Here is a 17,662-nt window from a genome sequence, read left to right as displayed (position 1 = left end):
GCCAGCCGCATACATACGCTCTTCAACGTCGATGGTTAGTGGGAAGAAGTCGAACTGGTCTTTTGGCTGCTTGCTTGCAGTGGTAGCCGAGAACAGCATGGTCTCTTCGTCGATGTAAACCGCAGCTGCACCCTGTGCCTGCTGGGCCAAACGACCGGTTTCGAAGCGAATTACGCGCTTGCCGTACTTGCCATTGTCGATAACGGCTTCTGTTGCTTTGATTTCTGGACCTTCCATGGTCCCTCCTCTTTTTCCTCTGTGCGCATCACAAATGATTTATTCACCTGGATAGCGCGCGTGAGCGATCGCGGCAAGTTAACTTGCCCACATTGGAGGGATGCCCTGGTCTGCAGTAGAAAAGCTTGATTTCATCAAGATTCACAACCGAAGACCAGCAAACCTGCCACGTTGCTCTATTCACAAGGTTACCAGAGCACCTGACATTTACCTAGGAAGGTAATTTCGCAAAGGTGTACATCGGGTTAAACAAATCTGCCCCATCCGAGTGGATGAGGCAGATTTTGAAAACGAACTATCGACGTTTGTCGGAGACGAACTATCGACGTTTGCCGAAGGCGAACTATCGACGAAGCCCTAGGCGCTCGATTAGAGCACGGTAGCGAGCGATGTCTACACCCTGTAGGTAGCCAAGTAGTCGACGACGCTGACCAACAAGGATCAACAGTCCACGACGTGAGTGGTGGTCGTGCTTGTGCTCTTTTAGGTGCTCGGTTAGGTCTTTGATGCGCTTGGTTAGTACTGCAACCTGCACCTCTGGAGAACCAGTGTCGCCTGGGTGAGTTGCGTACTCGTTGATGATTGCAGTTTTCACTGCTGCGTCTAGTGCCATTTGAATGGTCCTCTTCTACTAACTGCGCGGTGCACAAAACACGATGTTTTGGCGCTCTTTATCCGCGGCCGATACACGGCAACCTGTCTATCCTAGCGGTTTTTAGTTTGCGTCGCCAGTGTTGATTGGCGCTGCCTCGGCTGCTGGCTTCTGAAACTTGGCGCTGGTCGGCAAAAGAGTTACGACAAAGTAGAACAGCGAGATGATCATGATTGACAAAAGGGCTGGCAGGAACGGCATGATTACCGCTGCAAATTCTTCTTCGGTCGGGTATGCCGAGAGCTCAGTGATCGAAGTGATCGCTGCTGGAATAGCGATAATCACCAAGATTAGCGGAACTAGGTTTAGCCACTGAAAATGTGCCGAGAAACCGGCATCGCGAAGGCGTCGAATTTGCACTGCAAGGGTTGGCAGAAACAAAAGGATCTGGCTGATAGTGCCAATTGGTGTGGCGGCAGTGAGCGAATCAATGAATTCGGCATTTTGGTCTTCTGGCCAAATCACTGAGTCAATGGTGCCGGTAATCATCGCTAGCAGAATGCTGAACAAGAAGAAGTACCAGTATTCGGGTCTTGAGGCAGTGCCGCGAAAATCGGCATACTTGCTGAAAACGGTCTTGATTGCGCCAGCAAAAGACATTTGCTTTGGTTTTAGATCAGTCATGTTTGAAGTCTAACTATTCACTTCAAAACCTTTTCAACCGCCATGGTTAAATGCGAAACCCCGGCCAACCAGGGGAAATTGACCGGGGTATCTCGAGAGAGAAGCAGTGCGCTTCGAGATTTATTTAGACGCGGATGTTCGCGTTACGGGGTCGTGGTGCTTGGCGTGGTTGAAGTGCTTGGTGCCGGAGCATCAGGAGCAAGTTGGCCACCGAAATCGCCGTCACTGTCTCCGTCTGGGCCGTGGCCGCCACGACCACCCTCGTGAGGGCCTTGAGGTCGCTGGCCGTCAGCAAAATTGCCACCGTCATGGTCACCAAATTGAGAATTACCGGCGAATCCGGCTGGACCGTGCAATGGTCCGGCGGCCAGTGCGCCGCCAGCGAATGCCGCTCCGAGCGCAAGTGAGCCACCGACTGCAATTGCGGTGATCTTGGCCGGGCGCGAACGCATCCATGCGGTTTTGCTCTTCTTTGGGGTGTCTGTTTCATAAACAGTTTCAGCATCAACCGATGCCTCGTTGTGGTTCAAATTCTCGTCGCCGAGATTCTCTTCTGCCTTGTTTTTCGCCATGGGGTTTTCCTTTCGTAGAAACCAACTCATGGGATAAACCTGTCAGGCTAGTTTGAGCGAATCATTAGAAAGGCCTGAGATTTCGCTGTGAAAGCCTCAGCTAAATAGCCAAGATGACACGGCATTTTTCGAGGTCGCGATTGATTTCGGCAACCAACGATTCAACGCCATCAAACTTTGCAGCTGGTCTGATGAATTCAATAAATTCAAGGGTGACTACCCTGTCATAGAGGTCTAGGTCGGTTCGATCAATAACGTGAGACTCAACCAATCGCGGCACCGCCTTAAAAGTTTCGTTAATGCCAACCGAGTGCGCGGCTGGGTAGCGCTCGCCATCTACGCATAGCCAACCAGCATAAACACCGTCAAGCGGCAAATAACCCTCGCAATCACGAGTCATGTTTGCTGTCGGAAAACCGATGGTTCGACCAATTTTTAGACCATGCTCGATGATGCCCACGCTCGTGTGAGGCCTGCCCAATAATTTGGCAACCTGGGCTACTTCTCCTTGATCGAGCAAATCACGTGTGAGCGAGCTAGAAACTTTCTGGCCATCAATCTCAACGCTTGAAACCACTCGAACCACGAAACCGAATTGCTGACCAAGAGTCTTCAGCGTGTCAACATCACCCGCTCCCCTGGCGCCGAACCTGAAGTCTTCTCCCACCAAAACCAATTGGGCATGCAGGCCATCTACTAGAACATCTTTGACAAACTGCTCAGGCGACTTCGAGGCAAGCTCTTGATCGAATGGCATGGTCAACAAAACATCCGTGCCAAAATCTTCGATGAGCTGCTGCTTTTGAGTAGGGCCAATCAAAGGCAACTTTGCCCGCTCAGGTGCGAGCAGCTGGTCAGGGTGGCGGTCAAAGGTGAGCACCACGCTTGCCAGCATCTGCTCGTCCGCTGCCTCTTGAACTGATGCCAATAATTTTTGGTGGCCGAGGTGAATGCCATCGAACTTACCAATGGTGACTACCGTCTCAGCAAAATCTTGAGGCAGTTCGCTTGGCTGTGAAATCTTTAGCACTATACCTTGCGCCTCTTTAGCCAAATTAGGCCGAGAACCGGCAGTACGAGTGGAACAAATCCATAGGCGATGCCAAAGAATGACCAAACGGTTTTGATCTGCTTGCCTGAATAGTTGAAAATTTCGGGCATAAGCAAGCTCGCGGCACCAATGACCAGCACTCCGGCCAGTTCAACAGAAACGGCAATTAGCGCAATGCGGTTCCAGGTTTTACCTCGTTTGGCCAATGCAATGGTCGCAAGGATGTAAACCAAAGCCGAAAATAGCGAGAGCGAATACGGCAGTGGAGCCTCGTCAAACTTAGCGATGAGCTCGTAACTTGCTCGCCCGGTTGCTGCAAGGGCCAAAACGCCATAAACAGCAATTAAGACGCGGCCGAGACCAGAGGTTTTTGCAGAAGGCATTCCTCAAGCCTAAGCGAAAATTTGCGCTTATTCGGCTGCAAATTCAGGCAGTGGTAGGCCTTTTCGAACCATTGCCAAAGACTCAACACGAATCTGTTCTGACAGCGGGTTATAGACCGAAGCCGCGAGTGCACCCTGGCTATCAAGTCGCAGCAAGAACAGCGCACCAGCTCGGTGAAGCAATGAATCTTCACCACAAATGGTCAGGTTCACCGGGTAAATGGCTTGGTAAGGAACACCAGCGTCTTCCATTCCGGCCTGGGCAACCGGTTCAATCTTTGGATCAAGTTCCATGGTCACGCCAGTGGTGCCCTGCTTTTTGGCTACCAGCTGGGTGGCAGCTGATGCAACACCGAAGGTATCTGAGATTGCCAAAATTGGTTCTTGAGTCTCTTTATCGGTGCCTAGATAAATTGCTGCCGACATCAAACCAAGTTGCATCGAGAGGCTGTGCTGAACCAGGGCAATTTCGCCCTCTTCTAGAGGAACGAAAGTCGAAAGGTTCACGTTCTGGGTCGGTGAAAAAACCGAATCTGGGAGCGCAGCGTCTAGACGTGAAAACCAGCTGTTGACAGACTTTAGCGCCTGTTCATCAGCGTCTTTTCGAACAATGATTGGTAGGTCAGAAAACACTGATCCTGGGTTTTCATCGGCAATTTTAGGATCATTCCAATTGGTGATTTCACCCTTAAAGATGGCCGCAATAGTTTTTGGTGAAAGGTTCAGTGACCCCGCCTCTGAGAGCTGGTAGGAAAATTCGCCTGCATCCAGGGCAAACGGCACAGTGGCCAAAGGTGTGCAAAGCGCTGTGTCGAGCGCATAGGCACTAACGCTAATGTCGGCGGCTACTGACTCACCAAGCATTTCTAGAGTCATGGCTGGCTCAGGGTCTACGCAGCTAAAAGTCAAAGAGTCTGCCCATTGAAAACCTAGATCGGTCATCGATTCTGGCAGCGACACAGTGGTGTTACCTTCAACGCAGGTGTAGGTCTGCTCAAGAATCTGAGCCTCAACATCTGGCGGCATTGGAGGGTCACAAGCAGTAAGAGAAAGAGCAAGTGAGGCAGCCAAAACTACGCTTAGGCCATTTCTGATTTTCTTTGAAAACATGTTTCCTCTTACTGGTTAGTGTTTGTTGAAATTACGACCAAAGGCGCGGAGGTGGTTGCCCACATCCGCGCCATCGATCTAACCGTTTTGTTTAGTAAATCGCGTTGATCTGAGCTAGAGCTGAGGTCTTTAGCGCACCTGACAGTGGCACATAGCCAAGGCCGGCTGCGCGAGCTGGCATACAGGTGTTTACTACGTACTTGAACCAACCTTCAACCGCGCGGCTCTTCTCGGTGCTGCCAACCGGAGCAAGACCGTAGGTAACCACGGTTAGCTGGTAGGCGCCTGAGATGCGCTTTGCGAAGTCGATGTTTAGGGTTCCATCAGTCATAGGGCTGGTGGTGTCGCGGATGGTGGTCTGACCGTTTAGGAACAAGGCACCGGTGCTTGCGCTTGGAGCGATGAACTGACCAGCCTTGTTCTTCAGCGATGCCTTGTATACGTTTGCTGAAGCTGCGTCTGAAAGGTCGAAGTAACCGAATGCGTACTTAGTTGCCTCTACCTTGTCAGCAATAACTGATGATGTTGACTTTGAGTACGCGTGTGCGTTCAAGGTACCGCCGGCTGCTGCACGAAGGTCGTTGCTACCTGAAGTCCATGCTGAACCTGAGTTTGAAGCCAGGTACTTGGTTAGGTTAGCGGTGGTGCCTGAACCAGTTGCGCGGTAGTAAGCAAGGATGATTGCTGATGGCAGGGTCTTGCCTGGGTTCAGCGCCTTGATTGCTGCGTCGTTCCAACGGGTGATGGTTCCCTTGTAGATCTTTGAGATGGTCGGAGCGTCAAGCTTGAGACCAGCAGGAAGACCTGAGTTCTTGTTGTATGCAAAGACAACTGGGCCACCAACTAGTGGGATGGTCTTGTAAGCGAAGCTTGGAGCGCCGCTTGAGTAAGGTGCGTCGGTTGCTGCCCAGGCAATGCTGCCGGCTGCGAACTCGGTGCGGCCGGTACCAGAACCGGTTGAGGTGTAGGTAACGGTGTCACCTGAAGTTGGGTCGTAGTGAGATAGGCAGTACTGAAGTGCACCGTTTGCGAATGATGAACCCTTACCAGCGATTGCGGTAGCGGTTACTGCGCTGGCTGAAGGGCCAACTAGTGCAACGCCAGCTAGAACAGCTAGAGCGGCAACTGATGCCAGAATCTTTTTCTGCATTTTTATCTTTCTTTAGTGTTTGGTCGTGTTCGACAGTTTCAGTAAAACTTCACTCAAAGAACTCGAGGTGGTGTTTTCATGGCATCCAACCGAAGTTAAAGTGAACGTTTGGTTACCGAGCTTTAGCCGAAGTGACCATTCACATAGTCGTTGGTACGTGGGTCAACCGGGGTGTTGAAAACCTGCTCGGTTGATCCAAATTCAACAACTCCACCCGGAGTGTTTTCGTCTGCCAGGAAGAAAGCGGTTTGGTGCGAAACTCGCTGAGCCTGCTGCATGTTGTGAGTCACGATGACCACGGTCATCGACTCTGAAAGCTCTTCGATGGTCTCTTCAATTCGACGGGTTGAGCCTGGGTCAAGCGCTGAACAAGGCTCATCCATGAGTAGAACTTTTGGATCCATCGCCAGAGAGCGTGCGATACACAGACGCTGTTGCTGCCCACCAGATAGCGAAAGCGCCTGGTCGTTTAGTCGATCTTTAACTTCGTTCCAGATTGAGGCACGGCGGAGTGAGGTTTCAACCAGTTCATCAGCATTTGCGGTTTTGCGGCCACTTAGCTTCAGACCACTCAAAATGTTCTCGCGAATCGACATGGTCGGGAACGGGTTTGGCTTCTGAAAAACCATTCCGATGTTGATTCGCACATCAACCGGGCTTACCTCGGGTGCATAAATATCTACGCCATCTAGAAGAACTGAGCCGGCAAGACCAGCACCTGGAATTAGCTCGTGCATGCGGTTCAACGTGCGCAAGAAGGTTGACTTTCCGCAACCAGAAGGGCCGATCAGTGCTGTCACCTGGTTAGCCGGAAAGACTAAGTTCACATTGCTTAGAACTTGACGTTCGCCAAACCAAACACTGATGTCTTCGGCGCTAAGAGTTGAGGCTGAAGGAGTTGAATTAGTCATTATTTAGCCTTCTTTGTTGATTTGGTCTTTAGTGACTTCTGACGGGTCATAATTCGGGCAGCACCGAAAAGTAGTGCAACCAATAGCAGCAACACAAGCGCCGCACCCCAGGCTCGTGCCTGAGAGGTTGAGTAGCCTGAGCTCAAGAAGCCATAGATGTAAGTCGGAAGGGTTGCAATTCCCTCGGCGAATGGGTTCAGGTTGGTGCTGTTGTTCGCATTGATGGTCAGAATCAGTGGCGCTGTTTCACCGATGATTCGAGCAAGGCCTAGCAAAAGCGCAGTGATGATTCCGCTCTTGGCAGCAGGCAAAATCACCTGGAAGAAAGCCTTGTAGTTTGGTGCACCCAACGCCAGCGCTGCAAGGCGCAAGTCTGAGGGAACAAGGCGTAGAGATTCTTCAGCTACACGGGCAACCGTCGGCAACATCAGAGGGAACAGGGCCAGCGCACCGGTAAGACCCGAGCGCTCGATACCGACAAAACCCATGATCGCAAGGATGAACAAACCAGAAACCACAGATGGCAATCCACTAAGCGCCTGGGTGACAGTTCGAACAATTCCCTTGTGCTTGGCATTCGACTGAGTCAAGAACACTGCCATTGCAATACCTAGAGGCACCGCGGCAATCGTGGTCAAAATAACAATCAGCAAGGTTCCAAGAATCGCGTGACCAACGCCACCATATTCCAGCGAAGTGGTTGGCGAAACATACACGTTGTTCTGACTCAAGAACTGAGGACTCATTGCACTGAAGCCGGCAACCGCCACTGAAACCAAAACCGAGGTGAGCAAGACCATCACCATCATTGAAAAGAAGATGGTCACAAAAATTAGCACGGCGTCTTTGAGGCCGCGCTTGCCATAGGTTTTGAATCCGACGAAACCGGCAGCCAGTGCCTGCAACGGAACAAAGATGACTAGCAGTGCCACCGAGAAATCAAGGTTGGCTAGCAGACCTACCAAAGCTGCGAACACAGCGGGCAAGACCGAAGCAAGAATTAGCGGTCGCACACTCGCCACCGAACTCTGAGACCAAGGCTGAACCTTAGGACGAGACAGGGTTTGACTCACTTAACTCTCCTAGTTGAACGGTTAACAATCAGGCTGGCGATGGTATTGACGATCAGTGTCACAACGAAGATGACTAGACCTGCAGCCATCAAACCTTGGAACTCAAGAGGCGTGGCCTCACCAAAGCGAGCAAGGATGAACGAAGCTACTGCGCCACCGCGAGGTTCAAGAATTTGGTACCAGTTGATGTCGAATGAAAGCTGCAAAACATAGAGAATCGCAACGGTTTCACCGATAGCGCGACCCAGCCCAAGAAGAACTCCACCCAGGATTCCTCCGCGTGATGTAGGCAGAATTACGCGACTCAGCACTGCCCAGCGGCCGGCACCAAGTGCCAGCGCACCGTTGATTAGACCTGAATCCATCTGGCTGAAAATTTCTCGAGTCACCGAAGTGATGATTGGCACGATCATGACGGCCACGATCCAACCGGCAATGAAAGGTGAATCAACGTAGGTTGGCTGCTCACCCTCGATGGCAAATACTGGGAACCATCCGAGGGTTTGGTTCAAAATTTGTGCCCAGTGTGCAGCAACCGGAGTGAAAACAATCAGGCCCCATAGTCCAATTACTACCGATGGCAACGCAGCCATTAGGTCAACCACGGTGGTCGCAACTTTAGCCGCGCGGCTCGGAAGCATGAAAACAATCAAGTAGGCGGTAGCGACTGCCATCGGAGTGCCCAAAAGGATTCCGATAAATGCAATCTGAATCGAACCCCAGATCATCGGACCAAGCTGCATTATCGGTTCGGCGCCTTCATCGGCGACCCAGGTGCTGCCATAGATAAATGCAAGCCCCTGCGACTGAAGCGCCGGCCAGGCAGAAACCATCAAAAATACAAGGATGAGCGCCACAAGGACGAAGGCAAAGTTAGCGGCCAAGCTGGTGATGCCGAAGAAAACTCGATCACCACGAGAACGAGGGCCTACGTTCAGCTTTCGACGGGCTTGATTCGCCTTCGGATTGGCCAATTCTGATTCCATAGAGACATTGTTTCTATGGCAAGTATCCGCCACCTGTTTTTTAGGTAAACGGAGAGTGAATTTGCTAGTTCAAGCCGAACCAAAGTTGGTACATGCGCACCAACATCACAGCTACCGTGAATGCACCGATCGCCAAAATAATTGTCGAGAAACGTGTACGCTCGACCAAAGCCCAGAGTGCAGCCGCAACCGGCACAATCATGGCAACGATTAGGTAGGCAAAATACTCGACGGTGTCGCTTTTGGCTCTCTCCCCCAGAAAAACCACGCTGATTGAATAAGCCAATTGAATGAGCAGCCCCAGCTCGACCAACGCAATCGCGCCAATGGTGAGTACTGAGGGTTTTCTCTTAGCGAAGCCAAGAATCAGTGAAACGGCCCCGACGCCGCTAGCCACCCAAAGTTGGGCCAGATAAAGCCACTCAGCCATTTGCACCCTCCGGAAAAACCACTAGAGACTTAATTTCTTTGCCCGACCGGGTAAGCACGGCAATCAATTTGCCATCGGCATCAAACCCACCAAAAGGGCTTGCTCCTTCACCATTTGCTGGAAGTCGCTTACCGTGCCTCAGATCGGCAACGTCTTGGGCTGAAAGTTCGCGAACCTCAAACTGCTGCGCAGCAGCGGCATTGATATCGAGCACCTTCAGGCTCTCAGAATCAAGACCATCAAGTACTTGCGCCTGGTCAATTGTGTAAGAGCCAACTTTTGTTCTGCGAAGTGCAGTTAGGTGACCACCAACATCGAGAGCAACACCTAAATCGCGGGCTAGTGCACGGATGTAGGTTCCTGATGAACAGTCAATTACGGCGTCAAAGTCAATGAAACTGTGCCCCGCTTCGACCACGCGTCGGACTGCACCGAGAATTTCAAATTTGTGAATATCAATGTCACGAGCGGCCAATTTAACTTCATCGCCGGAACGAACTTTGGCATAAGCGCGCTGACCATCAACCTTTATTGCGCTAACCGAACTCGGTACCTGGCTGATTCTTCCGCGGAGAGAAACCAATTGCTGCTCGATTTCAGCGTCAGTAACATTACCAATGCTGATGGGGTTGGCGATTTCAAGAAATTCAGATTCTTTGTCATCGGTGATTGTGGTTGCACCAAGCCGAATCGTGGCGAAGTAGGTTTTGTTCTCCCCGACTAAGAATGTGAGGAGTTTGGTTGCAGAGTTGATGCCGATCACCAGTAGGCCGGTAGCCATTGGGTCCAGGGTTCCTGCGTGACCAACCCGACGGGTGCCCGCTAACTTTCGCAAGCGAGCAACCACATCGTGACTGGTCCAGCCCGAAGGCTTGTCGATCAGGATTAGGCCCGAAGACATTTAGTCTTCGTCCTCTTCTTCGATCTGTCGAGGTTCTTTATATGGGTTTGCTTCGCCGGCCCATTTAGCATCGGCTGCCAAGGCATTCACCTGGGCGTCGCGAGCTTTAGCTTCGGCTAGCAAGTCATTCATGTGAGCTGCTGTTTCAGGAATCTCGTCAGCAACAAACTCGATGGTAGGAACCAGGCGAATTGATAGGTTTCGACCAACTTCGCGTCGAATCAATCCGCGGTTCTTCTCAATGATTTCGGCACTCTTGGCCTTTTCAGCAGCTGAACCATAAACCGTGAAGAAAATGGTCGAGTGCTGGAGGTCTGGAGTTACCTTGACATCGGTGATGGTGACGAAGCCCAAATCGGGGTCTTTAACCGCGCGCTCAAGAGCTTCGGCCACCAATACCTTAATTCGTTCGGCTAGTTTTCTAGCGCGTCCGGCGTCTGCCATTTGCTATTACCTGAACCTAAACTCGTGGCTTTTCGCGCATTTCGAAGGTCTCGATGATGTCTTCAAGCTCGAGGTCATTGAAGCCCTGAAGGCCGATACCACATTCAAAGTCAGTCTTGACTTCGGTGGCGTCATCCTTGAAGCGCTTTAGCGATTCGATCTTTAGGTTGTCAGCGATAACCTTGCCGTCGCGAAGAACACGGGCCGAAGAGTTGCGCTTGATCGAGCCTGAGCGAACGATCGAACCAGCAATGGTTCCAACCTTCGATGACTTGAACAATTCGCGAACCTCTGCGGTACCAAGCTGAGCTTCTTCGTACTCTGGCTTGAGCATGCCCTTGAGAGCCTTCTCGATGTCGTCAAGCACAGCATAGATAACTGAGTACTGACGAATGTCGACGCCCTCGCGGTCTGCGCGGTCTTTTGCCTTGTTGTCTGGCTTGACGTTGAAACCAATGATGATTGCGTTGTCAACAGTTGCAAGGTTGACGTCAGACTCGGTAATTGCACCAACACCACGGTGGATGATGCGCAACTGAACTGAGTCGTCAACTTCAATTTTGAGAAGCGAGTCTTCAAGCGCTTCAACGGCACCAGATACGTCACCCTTGATGACCAAGTTGAGTGACTCAACCTTGCCATCTTCGAGTGCCTTGGTGAAGTCTTCAAGGCTTATGCGCTTGCGAGTCTTGGCCAATAGAGCGTTGCGGTCAGCAGCCTCACGCTTTTCAGCGATTTGGCGGGCCTGACGCTCGTCGTCTGTAACAACAAATGTGTCACCTGCGCGAGGAACAGACTGAAGACCAAGTACCTGAACCGGACGGCTCGGCTCAGCAGCCTCAACCGCGGTGCCGTTCTCGTCGAACATGGCACGAACACGACCGTGAGCGGCACCGGCAACGATTGAGTCACCAACACGCAAGGTACCCGACTGAATCAGAACGGTAGCAACTGAACCGCGACCCTTGTCAAGGTTGGCTTCGATGGCAACACCGCGGGCATCCTTGTTCGGGTTTGCTCGCATATCTAGCGCAGCGTCTGCAGTAAGAAGCACTGCATCTAGAAGGTCAGGAATGCCCTTACCGGTCAATGCTGAGACGTCAACGAACATTACGTCGCCGCCGTATTCTTCGGCAACCAAGTTGAACTCAGTAAGCTGCTGACGAATCTTGGCAGGGTTGGCAGATTCTTTATCGGTCTTGTTTACCGCGACAACGATAGGAACACCAGCAGACTGCGCGTGGTTCAACGCTTCAATGGTCTGAGGCATTACGCCGTCGTCAGCTGCAACCACAAGGATTGCAAGGTCGGTCACCTGAGCACCACGTGCACGCATAGCGGTAAACGCCTCGTGACCCGGGGTGTCGATAAAGGTGATTGCGCGGTCGATACCCTCGTGCTCAACGTGAACCTGGTAGGCACCAATGTGCTGGGTGATTCCACCGGCTTCGCCAGCGATGACGTTCGAGTTTCTAATGCTGTCAAGCAAGCGAGTCTTACCGTGGTCAACGTGACCCATAACGGTTACTACTGGCGGACGAGCAACTAGATCTTCTTCTTCGTCGTCGTAATCGGTTGATACATCGAGACCGAAGCCTTCGAATAGCTCGCGCTCTTCGTCTTCTGGAGAAACAACTTCAATCTTGTAGCCAAGCTCCTCGCCAAGAATCTGGAAAGTCTCTTCGTCTAGAGATGCGGTTGCAGTTGCCATTTGACCGAGGTGGAACAAAACGGTGATCAGCTGTGCCGCTGTGGTTTCAATCTTGTCTGCGAAATCTTGGATAGATGAACCGCGACGGATGCGAATAACGGTTGAGCCATCACCGCGTGGAACTATCGCTCCACCTAGTGATGGTGCATTGCTGCGCTGTTCGAACTCTTCGCGTTTCGCGCGCTTTGACTTGCGAGCCTTGCTCTGGCCACGGGCACCGCCCTTACCGAAAGCACCTGCGGTACCGCCACCGACACCGCGGCCACGACCTGCGCCTGGGCCTCCGCCTGGACGGCTGAAACCACCGGCTGCGCCAGGTGCGCCACCCGGACGAGCAGCACCTCCGGCTGCGCCACCAGGACGCTGGAAACCAACACCGTTAGGGCGAGGAGCGCCTGAGAAACCACCAGGGCGACCAGGGCCACCAGCTGCGCCACCAGGACGAGGTGCTCCACCAGCAGGGCGGGCACCAGCTGGGCCACCTGGGCGACCAGCGCCACCTGCTGGGCGTGGACCGCCAGGGCGGCCCATTCCCTGAGATGGTGAGAATGGGTTGTTGCCTGGGCGGGCTACTGGGCGAGGAATGCCCATGCCTTGACTGGCAGCAAAAGGATTGTTGCCTGGGCGAGGAATGCCTGCGGCTGATGGGGTTGCGGCAGCTGGACTAGCCGAAGCTGCGGGAGCGGGAGCCGACGGAGCTGCCGGAGCCGGAGCCGCTGGGGCTTCAGCAACTGGAGCTGCAGGAGCTACCGGAGCAGCCGGGGCCGGAGCAACTGCTGCAGGTGAAGGTGCACTGCTCGAAGCAGGTGCAACTGGTGCTGCAGGAGCCGCCGGTCCAGCTTGCTTTGGTGCAACCTTAGGCTCTTCTGCCTTTGGCTTTGCGTCTGGGAATGCCTCACGAAGCTTTTTAGCAACTGGTGGGGTGATGGTTGATGAACCGCTCTTTACGAACTCGCCGAGTTCTGAGAGCTTGGCCAAAGCAACCTTGGAATCGATTCCAAGTTCTTTAGCAATGTCGTACACGCGTGGTAGCGCCACTTTTGTTTCTCCTGTCTGGGGCCTTCCCTAGACAGGGCAGGCCGTTAAAGCTGTTGGGTACTCATTTCGAGTTACTCATTTGTTTGCCAACATCGTTTCTGCCTGTTCTGTAGTGAAAATCAGACCTGATGTATCGATCTGTTCAGTCAATTTCAATGCGCGGTTAAACGCTTTTCGTGAAATTGCTAACTCTAAACAATTCGTTACCGGGTGAAGCCATGCTCCTCTGCCAGGCAAACTCTTGGTTGAATCAAAAACTAAAAACTTAGCTTTTTGAACAACTCGGATGAGCTCTACTCGCGAAGAACGTTGACGACAACCAACGCAGGTTCGTTCCATTCTAACCCCTGGCATGGCAATCAGGCTAGGTCTACTCGCCGTCGAGAATGCTATCTGGCTGAATATCGATCTTGGCGCCGGTCAATTTGGCTGCAAGTCGGGCATTCTGGCCTTCTTTGCCGATTGCCAGTGACAGCTGAAAGTCAGGAACAAGCACGCGAACTGATTTGGTTGCGGAGTCGAGCATGTATGCGCTAGTTACCTTGGCCGGTGACAACGCTTGGGCAACGAAAGCTGGCAAGTCATCGCTGAAGTCAACGATGTCGATCTTTTCTTCGTTAAGTTCAGCCTGAACTGCGCGAACACGCTGGCCGAGCTCACCGATGCAAGAGCCCTTGGCATTTACGCCGGCTTCGTGTGCGCGAACAGCGATCTTTGTGCGGTGACCTGCTTCGCGAGCGAGCGAAACGATTTCGACAACGCCGCTGGCAATTTCAGGGACCTCGAGTGCAAACAACTTGCGAACCAAGCTCGGGTGAGTGCGCGAAACGGTAACCATCGGCCCACCGCGGGTGCCCTTGTTCACGGCTGTGACATAAACACGGATGCGCTTGCCGTGAGAGTAGTCCTCGCCTGGAACCTGCTCTTCAGGAGGCATGATCGCTTCGATGCTACCCAGGTCGACGTAAACCATGTATGGCTTCTGACCCTGCTGAATCACACCGGCAACGATGTCACCCTCTTTGCCCTTGAATTCGCCAAGAAGGTTTTCGTCGTTGATGTCGCGCAAACGGTTGGCAATTACCTGCTTGGCAGCATATGCCGCTACGCGACCAAAGTTCTCAGGGGTGACTTCAATTTCGCCGGTTGAGTTGCCCTCTTCGTCAAGCTCTGGGGCAAAAATGTGCACAGCGCCAGTGGTGCGATTTAGCTCGGCACGAGCACTATCGCTGTTGCCAATATGCTTGTGATAAGCGGCAAGAATTGCGGCTTCGATGATTGCAACTAGCTCTGCGAAAGGAATCTCAGCTTCTCGCTCGAGGGTTTTCAATACTCTCAAATCAATGTCCATGAGATGCCTCCCGGCCGCTAGTTAGTTATTAAATCTTGAACTTAAATCGCCAAAAAGGCGACTAGATAAGTTCGGCTACTGCCAATTCTACCTTGACTGGGCGACGCTCGCCTGATCGTCGATCCCATAGGTCAACCTCGCCATTTTCAAGACCCTTGCCGACAATCACAATCTGAGGAACGCCAACCAATTCGGCGTCGCCGAACTTTACGCCGGGGCTTACCTTTTGACGGTCATCCAAGATCACTGATTTGCCAGCAGCTTCAAGCTCAGCAGCTAGCTTTTCAGCGGCTTCGTAAACCGCTTCATCCTTGCCAGCAGCGACCACGTAGATATCAGCCGGAGAAACAGCAGCCGGCCAGATCAGGCCTTTTTCGTCATTATTGGCTTCAGCCAGAACCGCAATCATTCGGGTGATACCGATTCCATAAGAACCCATGGTTACGGTTACGAGCTTGCCGTTCTCATCGAGAACCTTGAGGTCTAGAGCCTCGGCATACTTGCGACCAAGTTGGAACACGTGGCCAATTTCAATGCCACGAGCAAGCTCGAGCGGACCCGAGCCATCAGGTGCTGGGTCGCCGGCGCGCACCTCAGCAATATCGATGACACCATCAGCACTAAAGTCACGACCTTTCACCAGGTCAAACAGGTGCTGCTCTTTCTGGTTGGCACCTGAGATCCAGGCGCTTCCTTCAACCACACGAGGATCAAGCAAGTAGCGAATCTTGGTTTTACCTTCAAGGCCAAGAACAACCTCGAATGATCCGTCAGCCTTGCGAGATACTGGGCCGATGTAACCCTTGATAAGTTCTGGGTGTTTGGCAAAGTCTTCATCCGTGGCCTGTTCGACCTCGTTTGGTGAGAACGCAGCTTCAGCGCGCTTGGCGTCAACCTCGCGGTCGCCAGGCAAACCAACAATCACAAGCTCGCGCTTGCCCTCAGGTGAAACCAAGGCCATCACGTTGTTTTTCAAGGTGTGAGCGGCCGTCCACTCTTGGCCATCGGCACGCTTGACGTTATCGTTGGCAAAAGCAACCACGCGCTTGATGTTCGACGCTGCCGGGGTTCCTAACTGCACTGAGTCTGGTTGGCCAGCAATTTCAATTGCCTCAGGGGCCACAGTCGCAACAGCTTCAACGTTTGCAGCGTAGCCACCAGGTGAGCGAACAAAGGTATCTTCACCGATCGGGCTAGGCGATAAGAACTCCTCGGATGCTGAGCCACCCATCGCACCGGCATCAGCCTTTACGATCACGTATTCAACGCCTAGGCGAGTGAAAATTCGTTCGTATGCATCACGTTGTGCCTGATATGCCTTTTTCAAGCCCTCATCATCGATGTCAAAGCTGTAGGCATCTTTCATCACAAATTCACGCCCACGAAGGAGGCCGGCACGAGGTCGGGCTTCGTCGCGGTATTTGTTCTGAACCTGGTAAAGGCAAACTGGCAAATCTTTGTAGCTTGAGTAAAGGTCTTTCACCAACAGGGTGAACATCTCTTCATGCGTAGGCGCGAGCAGGTAATCAGCCTTTTTACGGTCTTGAAGGCGGAATAAGTTATCGCCGTATTCGGTCCAGCGACCGGTGGCTTCAAAAGGTTCGCGTGGCAAAAGCGCTGGGAAGAATACTTCTTGAGCACCAGCAGTAGCCATCTCTTCACGCACTACCTGCTCAATCTTGGCTTTTACAGCAAGACCCAGCGGCAACCAGGTGTAAAGACCAGAACCAGCGCGACGAATGTAACCAGCACGAAGCAAAAGCTTGTGACCAGTTACATCGGCTTCAGATGGGTCTTCACGCAAAGTGCGCAGGAAAAGTTGAGATAGACGCGTAGGCATCCCTCAATGTTACATTGGCAGGCTCTAGTTGTCTTGCTTGACAACAACCTGTGGTCGACCGACCAAGGTTGGGTCCATCTCGGCAGCCAAACGGTTGGCTTCTTCAATCAACGTGGCAACAATCTCGCTCTCGGGCACAGTCTTAATTACCTCGCCCTTGACAAAGATTTGCCCCTTGCCGTTTCCAGATGCTACTCCGAGGTCTGCTTCGCGAGCTTCACCAGGACCATTGACCACACAACCCATAACTGCAACGCGAAGCGGAACAGTAAGTTTTTCGAGACCCTTTGAAACATCATTTGCCAAGGTGTAGACATCAACCTGAGCACGACCGCAACTTGGGCAGCTAACAATCTCTAGCTTGCGTGGGCGCAAGTTGAGCGATTCAAGAATCTGCGATCCGACTTTGATTTCTTCAACCGGCGGAGCAGAAAGAGAAACGCGGATGGTGTCGCCGATTCCTCTAGACAGCAGTGCTCCAAAGGCAACCGATGACTTGATAGTTCCCTGGAAGGCAGGGCCGGCTTCGGTCACACCTAGGTGTAGCGGCCAGTCGCCACGCTCTGAAAGCATCTCGTAGGCTTTAACCATGACTACTGGGTCATTGTGCTTTACCGAGATTTTGAAATCGTGAAAGTCATGCTCTTCAAAAAGGCTGGCCTCCCAGATGGCCGATTCGACCAATGCTTCGGCGGTTGCTTTGCCATATTTTTCGAGCAGTCTCGGGTCGAGCGAACCAGCATTAACACCGATTCGAATTGACACGCCGGCATCTTTAGCTGCCTTAGCAATCTCGCCAACCTTGTCGTCAAATTGACGAATGTTTCCCGGGTTGACTCGAACGGCTCCACAACCAGCGTCGATTGCTGCAAAAACGTATTTTGGCTGAAAGTGAATGTCGGCAATTACTGGAATTTGGGATTTGCGGGCGATCAGCGGTAGTCGCTCGGCATCATCTTGGCTTGGCACAGCCACTCGAACAATGTCACAACCAGAGGCAGTGAGTTCAGCAATTTGCTGAAGAGTAGCGTTCACATCGGTGGTTGGAGTGGTGCACATCGACTGCACTGAGATCGGTGCATCGCCACCAACGGCCACTTTGCCCACCATGATTTGGCGGGTCTTGCGACGCGGCGCAATCGTCGGTGGTGGAGTCTTTGGTAGACCAAGGTTTACAGCAGCCACAAGCTAACTCGCT

The 17,662-nt window shown here is 52.5% G+C and carries 18 protein-coding genes and 1 pseudogene; all 19 read right to left on the bottom strand.

The window, feature by feature from the left end; translation table 11 throughout:
* Window positions 1-237: pseudogene (locus Q0L26_RS04475) on the bottom strand (polyribonucleotide nucleotidyltransferase); the annotation flags it as partial.
* A 343-nt stretch (window positions 238-580) separates the two neighbouring features.
* Complete coding sequence (rpsO, locus tag Q0L26_RS04470; RefSeq protein ID WP_138275176.1) at window positions 581-850, bottom strand: 30S ribosomal protein S15; 270 nt, start codon at window positions 848-850, stop codon at window positions 581-583.
* A gap of 102 nt (window positions 851-952) precedes the next feature.
* Entirely contained in the window at window positions 953-1,513 is a 561-nt protein-coding gene (locus tag Q0L26_RS04465) for a DUF805 domain-containing protein (RefSeq protein WP_296647958.1), read from the bottom strand.
* Between the two features lie 143 nt (window positions 1,514-1,656).
* Complete coding sequence (locus Q0L26_RS04460; protein WP_296647956.1) at window positions 1,657-2,085, bottom strand: hypothetical protein; 429 nt, start codon at window positions 2,083-2,085, stop codon at window positions 1,657-1,659.
* Between the two features lie 100 nt (window positions 2,086-2,185).
* Entirely contained in the window at window positions 2,186-3,115 is a 930-nt protein-coding gene (locus tag Q0L26_RS04455) for a bifunctional riboflavin kinase/FAD synthetase (RefSeq protein WP_296647953.1), read from the bottom strand.
* Window positions 3,115-3,519, bottom strand: a complete 405-nt coding sequence (locus Q0L26_RS04450) for a hypothetical protein (RefSeq protein WP_296647951.1) — start codon at window positions 3,517-3,519, stop codon at window positions 3,115-3,117. Before Q0L26_RS04450 ends, Q0L26_RS04455 begins: the two co-directional genes overlap by 1 nt.
* Before the next feature lie 27 nt (window positions 3,520-3,546).
* The gene (locus tag Q0L26_RS04445) at window positions 3,547-4,629 is read right to left on the bottom strand and encodes a substrate-binding domain-containing protein (RefSeq protein ID WP_296647949.1); all 1,083 of its coding nucleotides are present in this window, start codon (window positions 4,627-4,629) and stop codon (window positions 3,547-3,549) included.
* Window positions 4,630-4,720: 91 nt separating this feature from the next.
* Window positions 4,721-5,779: a substrate-binding domain-containing protein gene (locus Q0L26_RS04440; RefSeq protein WP_296647946.1), complete on the bottom strand. Its 1,059-nt coding sequence runs from the start codon at window positions 5,777-5,779 to the stop codon at window positions 4,721-4,723.
* 122 nt (window positions 5,780-5,901) lie between these two features.
* Complete coding sequence (gene pstB, locus Q0L26_RS04435) at window positions 5,902-6,690, bottom strand: phosphate ABC transporter ATP-binding protein PstB (RefSeq protein WP_296647944.1); 789 nt, start codon at window positions 6,688-6,690, stop codon at window positions 5,902-5,904.
* Entirely contained in the window at window positions 6,690-7,763 is a 1,074-nt protein-coding gene (pstA, locus tag Q0L26_RS04430; RefSeq protein WP_296647941.1) for a phosphate ABC transporter permease PstA, read from the bottom strand. The genes pstB and pstA overlap by 1 nt, the downstream gene beginning before the upstream one ends.
* A complete protein-coding gene (pstC, locus tag Q0L26_RS04425) occupies window positions 7,760-8,749 on the bottom strand; it encodes a phosphate ABC transporter permease subunit PstC (protein WP_296647939.1) in 990 nt (329 codons plus the stop codon). Before pstC ends, pstA begins: the two co-directional genes overlap by 4 nt.
* Window positions 8,750-8,813: 64 nt before the next feature.
* A complete protein-coding gene (locus tag Q0L26_RS04420) occupies window positions 8,814-9,179 on the bottom strand; it encodes a hypothetical protein (protein ID WP_296647937.1) in 366 nt (121 codons plus the stop codon).
* Entirely contained in the window at window positions 9,172-10,080 is a 909-nt protein-coding gene (gene truB, locus Q0L26_RS04415; RefSeq protein ID WP_296647933.1) for a tRNA pseudouridine(55) synthase TruB, read from the bottom strand. Before truB ends, Q0L26_RS04420 begins: the two co-directional genes overlap by 8 nt.
* Window positions 10,081-10,524 (bottom strand): 30S ribosome-binding factor RbfA, encoded by a 444-nt coding sequence (gene rbfA / locus Q0L26_RS04410; RefSeq protein WP_296647931.1) that lies wholly within the window; start codon window positions 10,522-10,524, stop codon window positions 10,081-10,083.
* Window positions 10,525-10,540: 16 nt separating this feature from the next.
* A complete protein-coding gene (gene infB / locus Q0L26_RS04405; RefSeq protein ID WP_296647927.1) occupies window positions 10,541-13,273 on the bottom strand; it encodes a translation initiation factor IF-2 in 2,733 nt (910 codons plus the stop codon).
* A gap of 75 nt (window positions 13,274-13,348) precedes the next feature.
* A complete protein-coding gene (locus tag Q0L26_RS04400) occupies window positions 13,349-13,612 on the bottom strand; it encodes a YlxR family protein (RefSeq protein ID WP_296647965.1) in 264 nt (87 codons plus the stop codon).
* A gap of 31 nt (window positions 13,613-13,643) precedes the next feature.
* Window positions 13,644-14,624 carry a transcription termination factor NusA gene (nusA, locus tag Q0L26_RS04395; RefSeq protein WP_296647924.1) on the bottom strand — a complete coding sequence of 327 codons (981 nt, stop codon included), beginning with the start codon at window positions 14,622-14,624 and terminating at the stop codon, window positions 13,644-13,646.
* A gap of 61 nt (window positions 14,625-14,685) precedes the next feature.
* Window positions 14,686-16,464: a proline--tRNA ligase gene (locus tag Q0L26_RS04390; protein ID WP_296647923.1), complete on the bottom strand. Its 1,779-nt coding sequence runs from the start codon at window positions 16,462-16,464 to the stop codon at window positions 14,686-14,688.
* A 24-nt stretch (window positions 16,465-16,488) separates the two neighbouring features.
* Window positions 16,489-17,649 (bottom strand): flavodoxin-dependent (E)-4-hydroxy-3-methylbut-2-enyl-diphosphate synthase, encoded by a 1,161-nt coding sequence (gene ispG, locus Q0L26_RS04385; protein WP_296647920.1) that lies wholly within the window; start codon window positions 17,647-17,649, stop codon window positions 16,489-16,491.
* Window positions 17,650-17,662 lie beyond the last annotated feature (13 nt).

The organism is Rhodoluna sp., from assembly GCF_024641065.1.
GTDB lineage: Bacteria > Actinomycetota > Actinomycetes > Actinomycetales > Microbacteriaceae > Rhodoluna.
Note: the sequence above shows the minus strand (reverse complement) of the source record. Positions and strands in the feature narration are given on the sequence as shown.

What these genes read in the sequence shown, in the direction of transcription:
- rpsO (WP_138275176.1), bottom strand. Translation starts at nt 850, where the DNA reads ATGGCACTAGACGCAGCAGTGAAAACTGCAATCATCAACGAGTACGCA.
- Q0L26_RS04465 (WP_296647958.1), bottom strand. Translation starts at nt 1,513, where the DNA reads ATGACTGATCTAAAACCAAAGCAAATGTCTTTTGCTGGCGCAATCAAG.
- Q0L26_RS04460 (WP_296647956.1), bottom strand. Translation starts at nt 2,085, where the DNA reads ATGGCGAAAAACAAGGCAGAAGAGAATCTCGGCGACGAGAATTTGAAC.
- Q0L26_RS04450 (WP_296647951.1), bottom strand. Translation starts at nt 3,519, where the DNA reads ATGCCTTCTGCAAAAACCTCTGGTCTCGGCCGCGTCTTAATTGCTGTT.
- Q0L26_RS04445 (WP_296647949.1), bottom strand. Translation starts at nt 4,629, where the DNA reads ATGTTTTCAAAGAAAATCAGAAATGGCCTAAGCGTAGTTTTGGCTGCC.
- Q0L26_RS04440 (WP_296647946.1), bottom strand. Translation starts at nt 5,779, where the DNA reads ATGCAGAAAAAGATTCTGGCATCAGTTGCCGCTCTAGCTGTTCTAGCT.
- pstB (WP_296647944.1), bottom strand. Translation starts at nt 6,690, where the DNA reads ATGACTAATTCAACTCCTTCAGCCTCAACTCTTAGCGCCGAAGACATC.
- pstC (WP_296647939.1), bottom strand. Translation starts at nt 8,749, where the DNA reads ATGGAATCAGAATTGGCCAATCCGAAGGCGAATCAAGCCCGTCGAAAG.
- Q0L26_RS04420 (WP_296647937.1), bottom strand. Translation starts at nt 9,179, where the DNA reads ATGGCTGAGTGGCTTTATCTGGCCCAACTTTGGGTGGCTAGCGGCGTC.
- truB (WP_296647933.1), bottom strand. Translation starts at nt 10,080, where the DNA reads ATGTCTTCGGGCCTAATCCTGATCGACAAGCCTTCGGGCTGGACCAGT.
- rbfA (WP_296647931.1), bottom strand. Translation starts at nt 10,524, where the DNA reads ATGGCAGACGCCGGACGCGCTAGAAAACTAGCCGAACGAATTAAGGTA.
- Q0L26_RS04400 (WP_296647965.1), bottom strand. Translation starts at nt 13,612, where the DNA reads ATGGAACGAACCTGCGTTGGTTGTCGTCAACGTTCTTCGCGAGTAGAG.
- nusA (WP_296647924.1), bottom strand. Translation starts at nt 14,624, where the DNA reads ATGGACATTGATTTGAGAGTATTGAAAACCCTCGAGCGAGAAGCTGAG.
- Q0L26_RS04390 (WP_296647923.1), bottom strand. Translation starts at nt 16,464, where the DNA reads ATGCCTACGCGTCTATCTCAACTTTTCCTGCGCACTTTGCGTGAAGAC.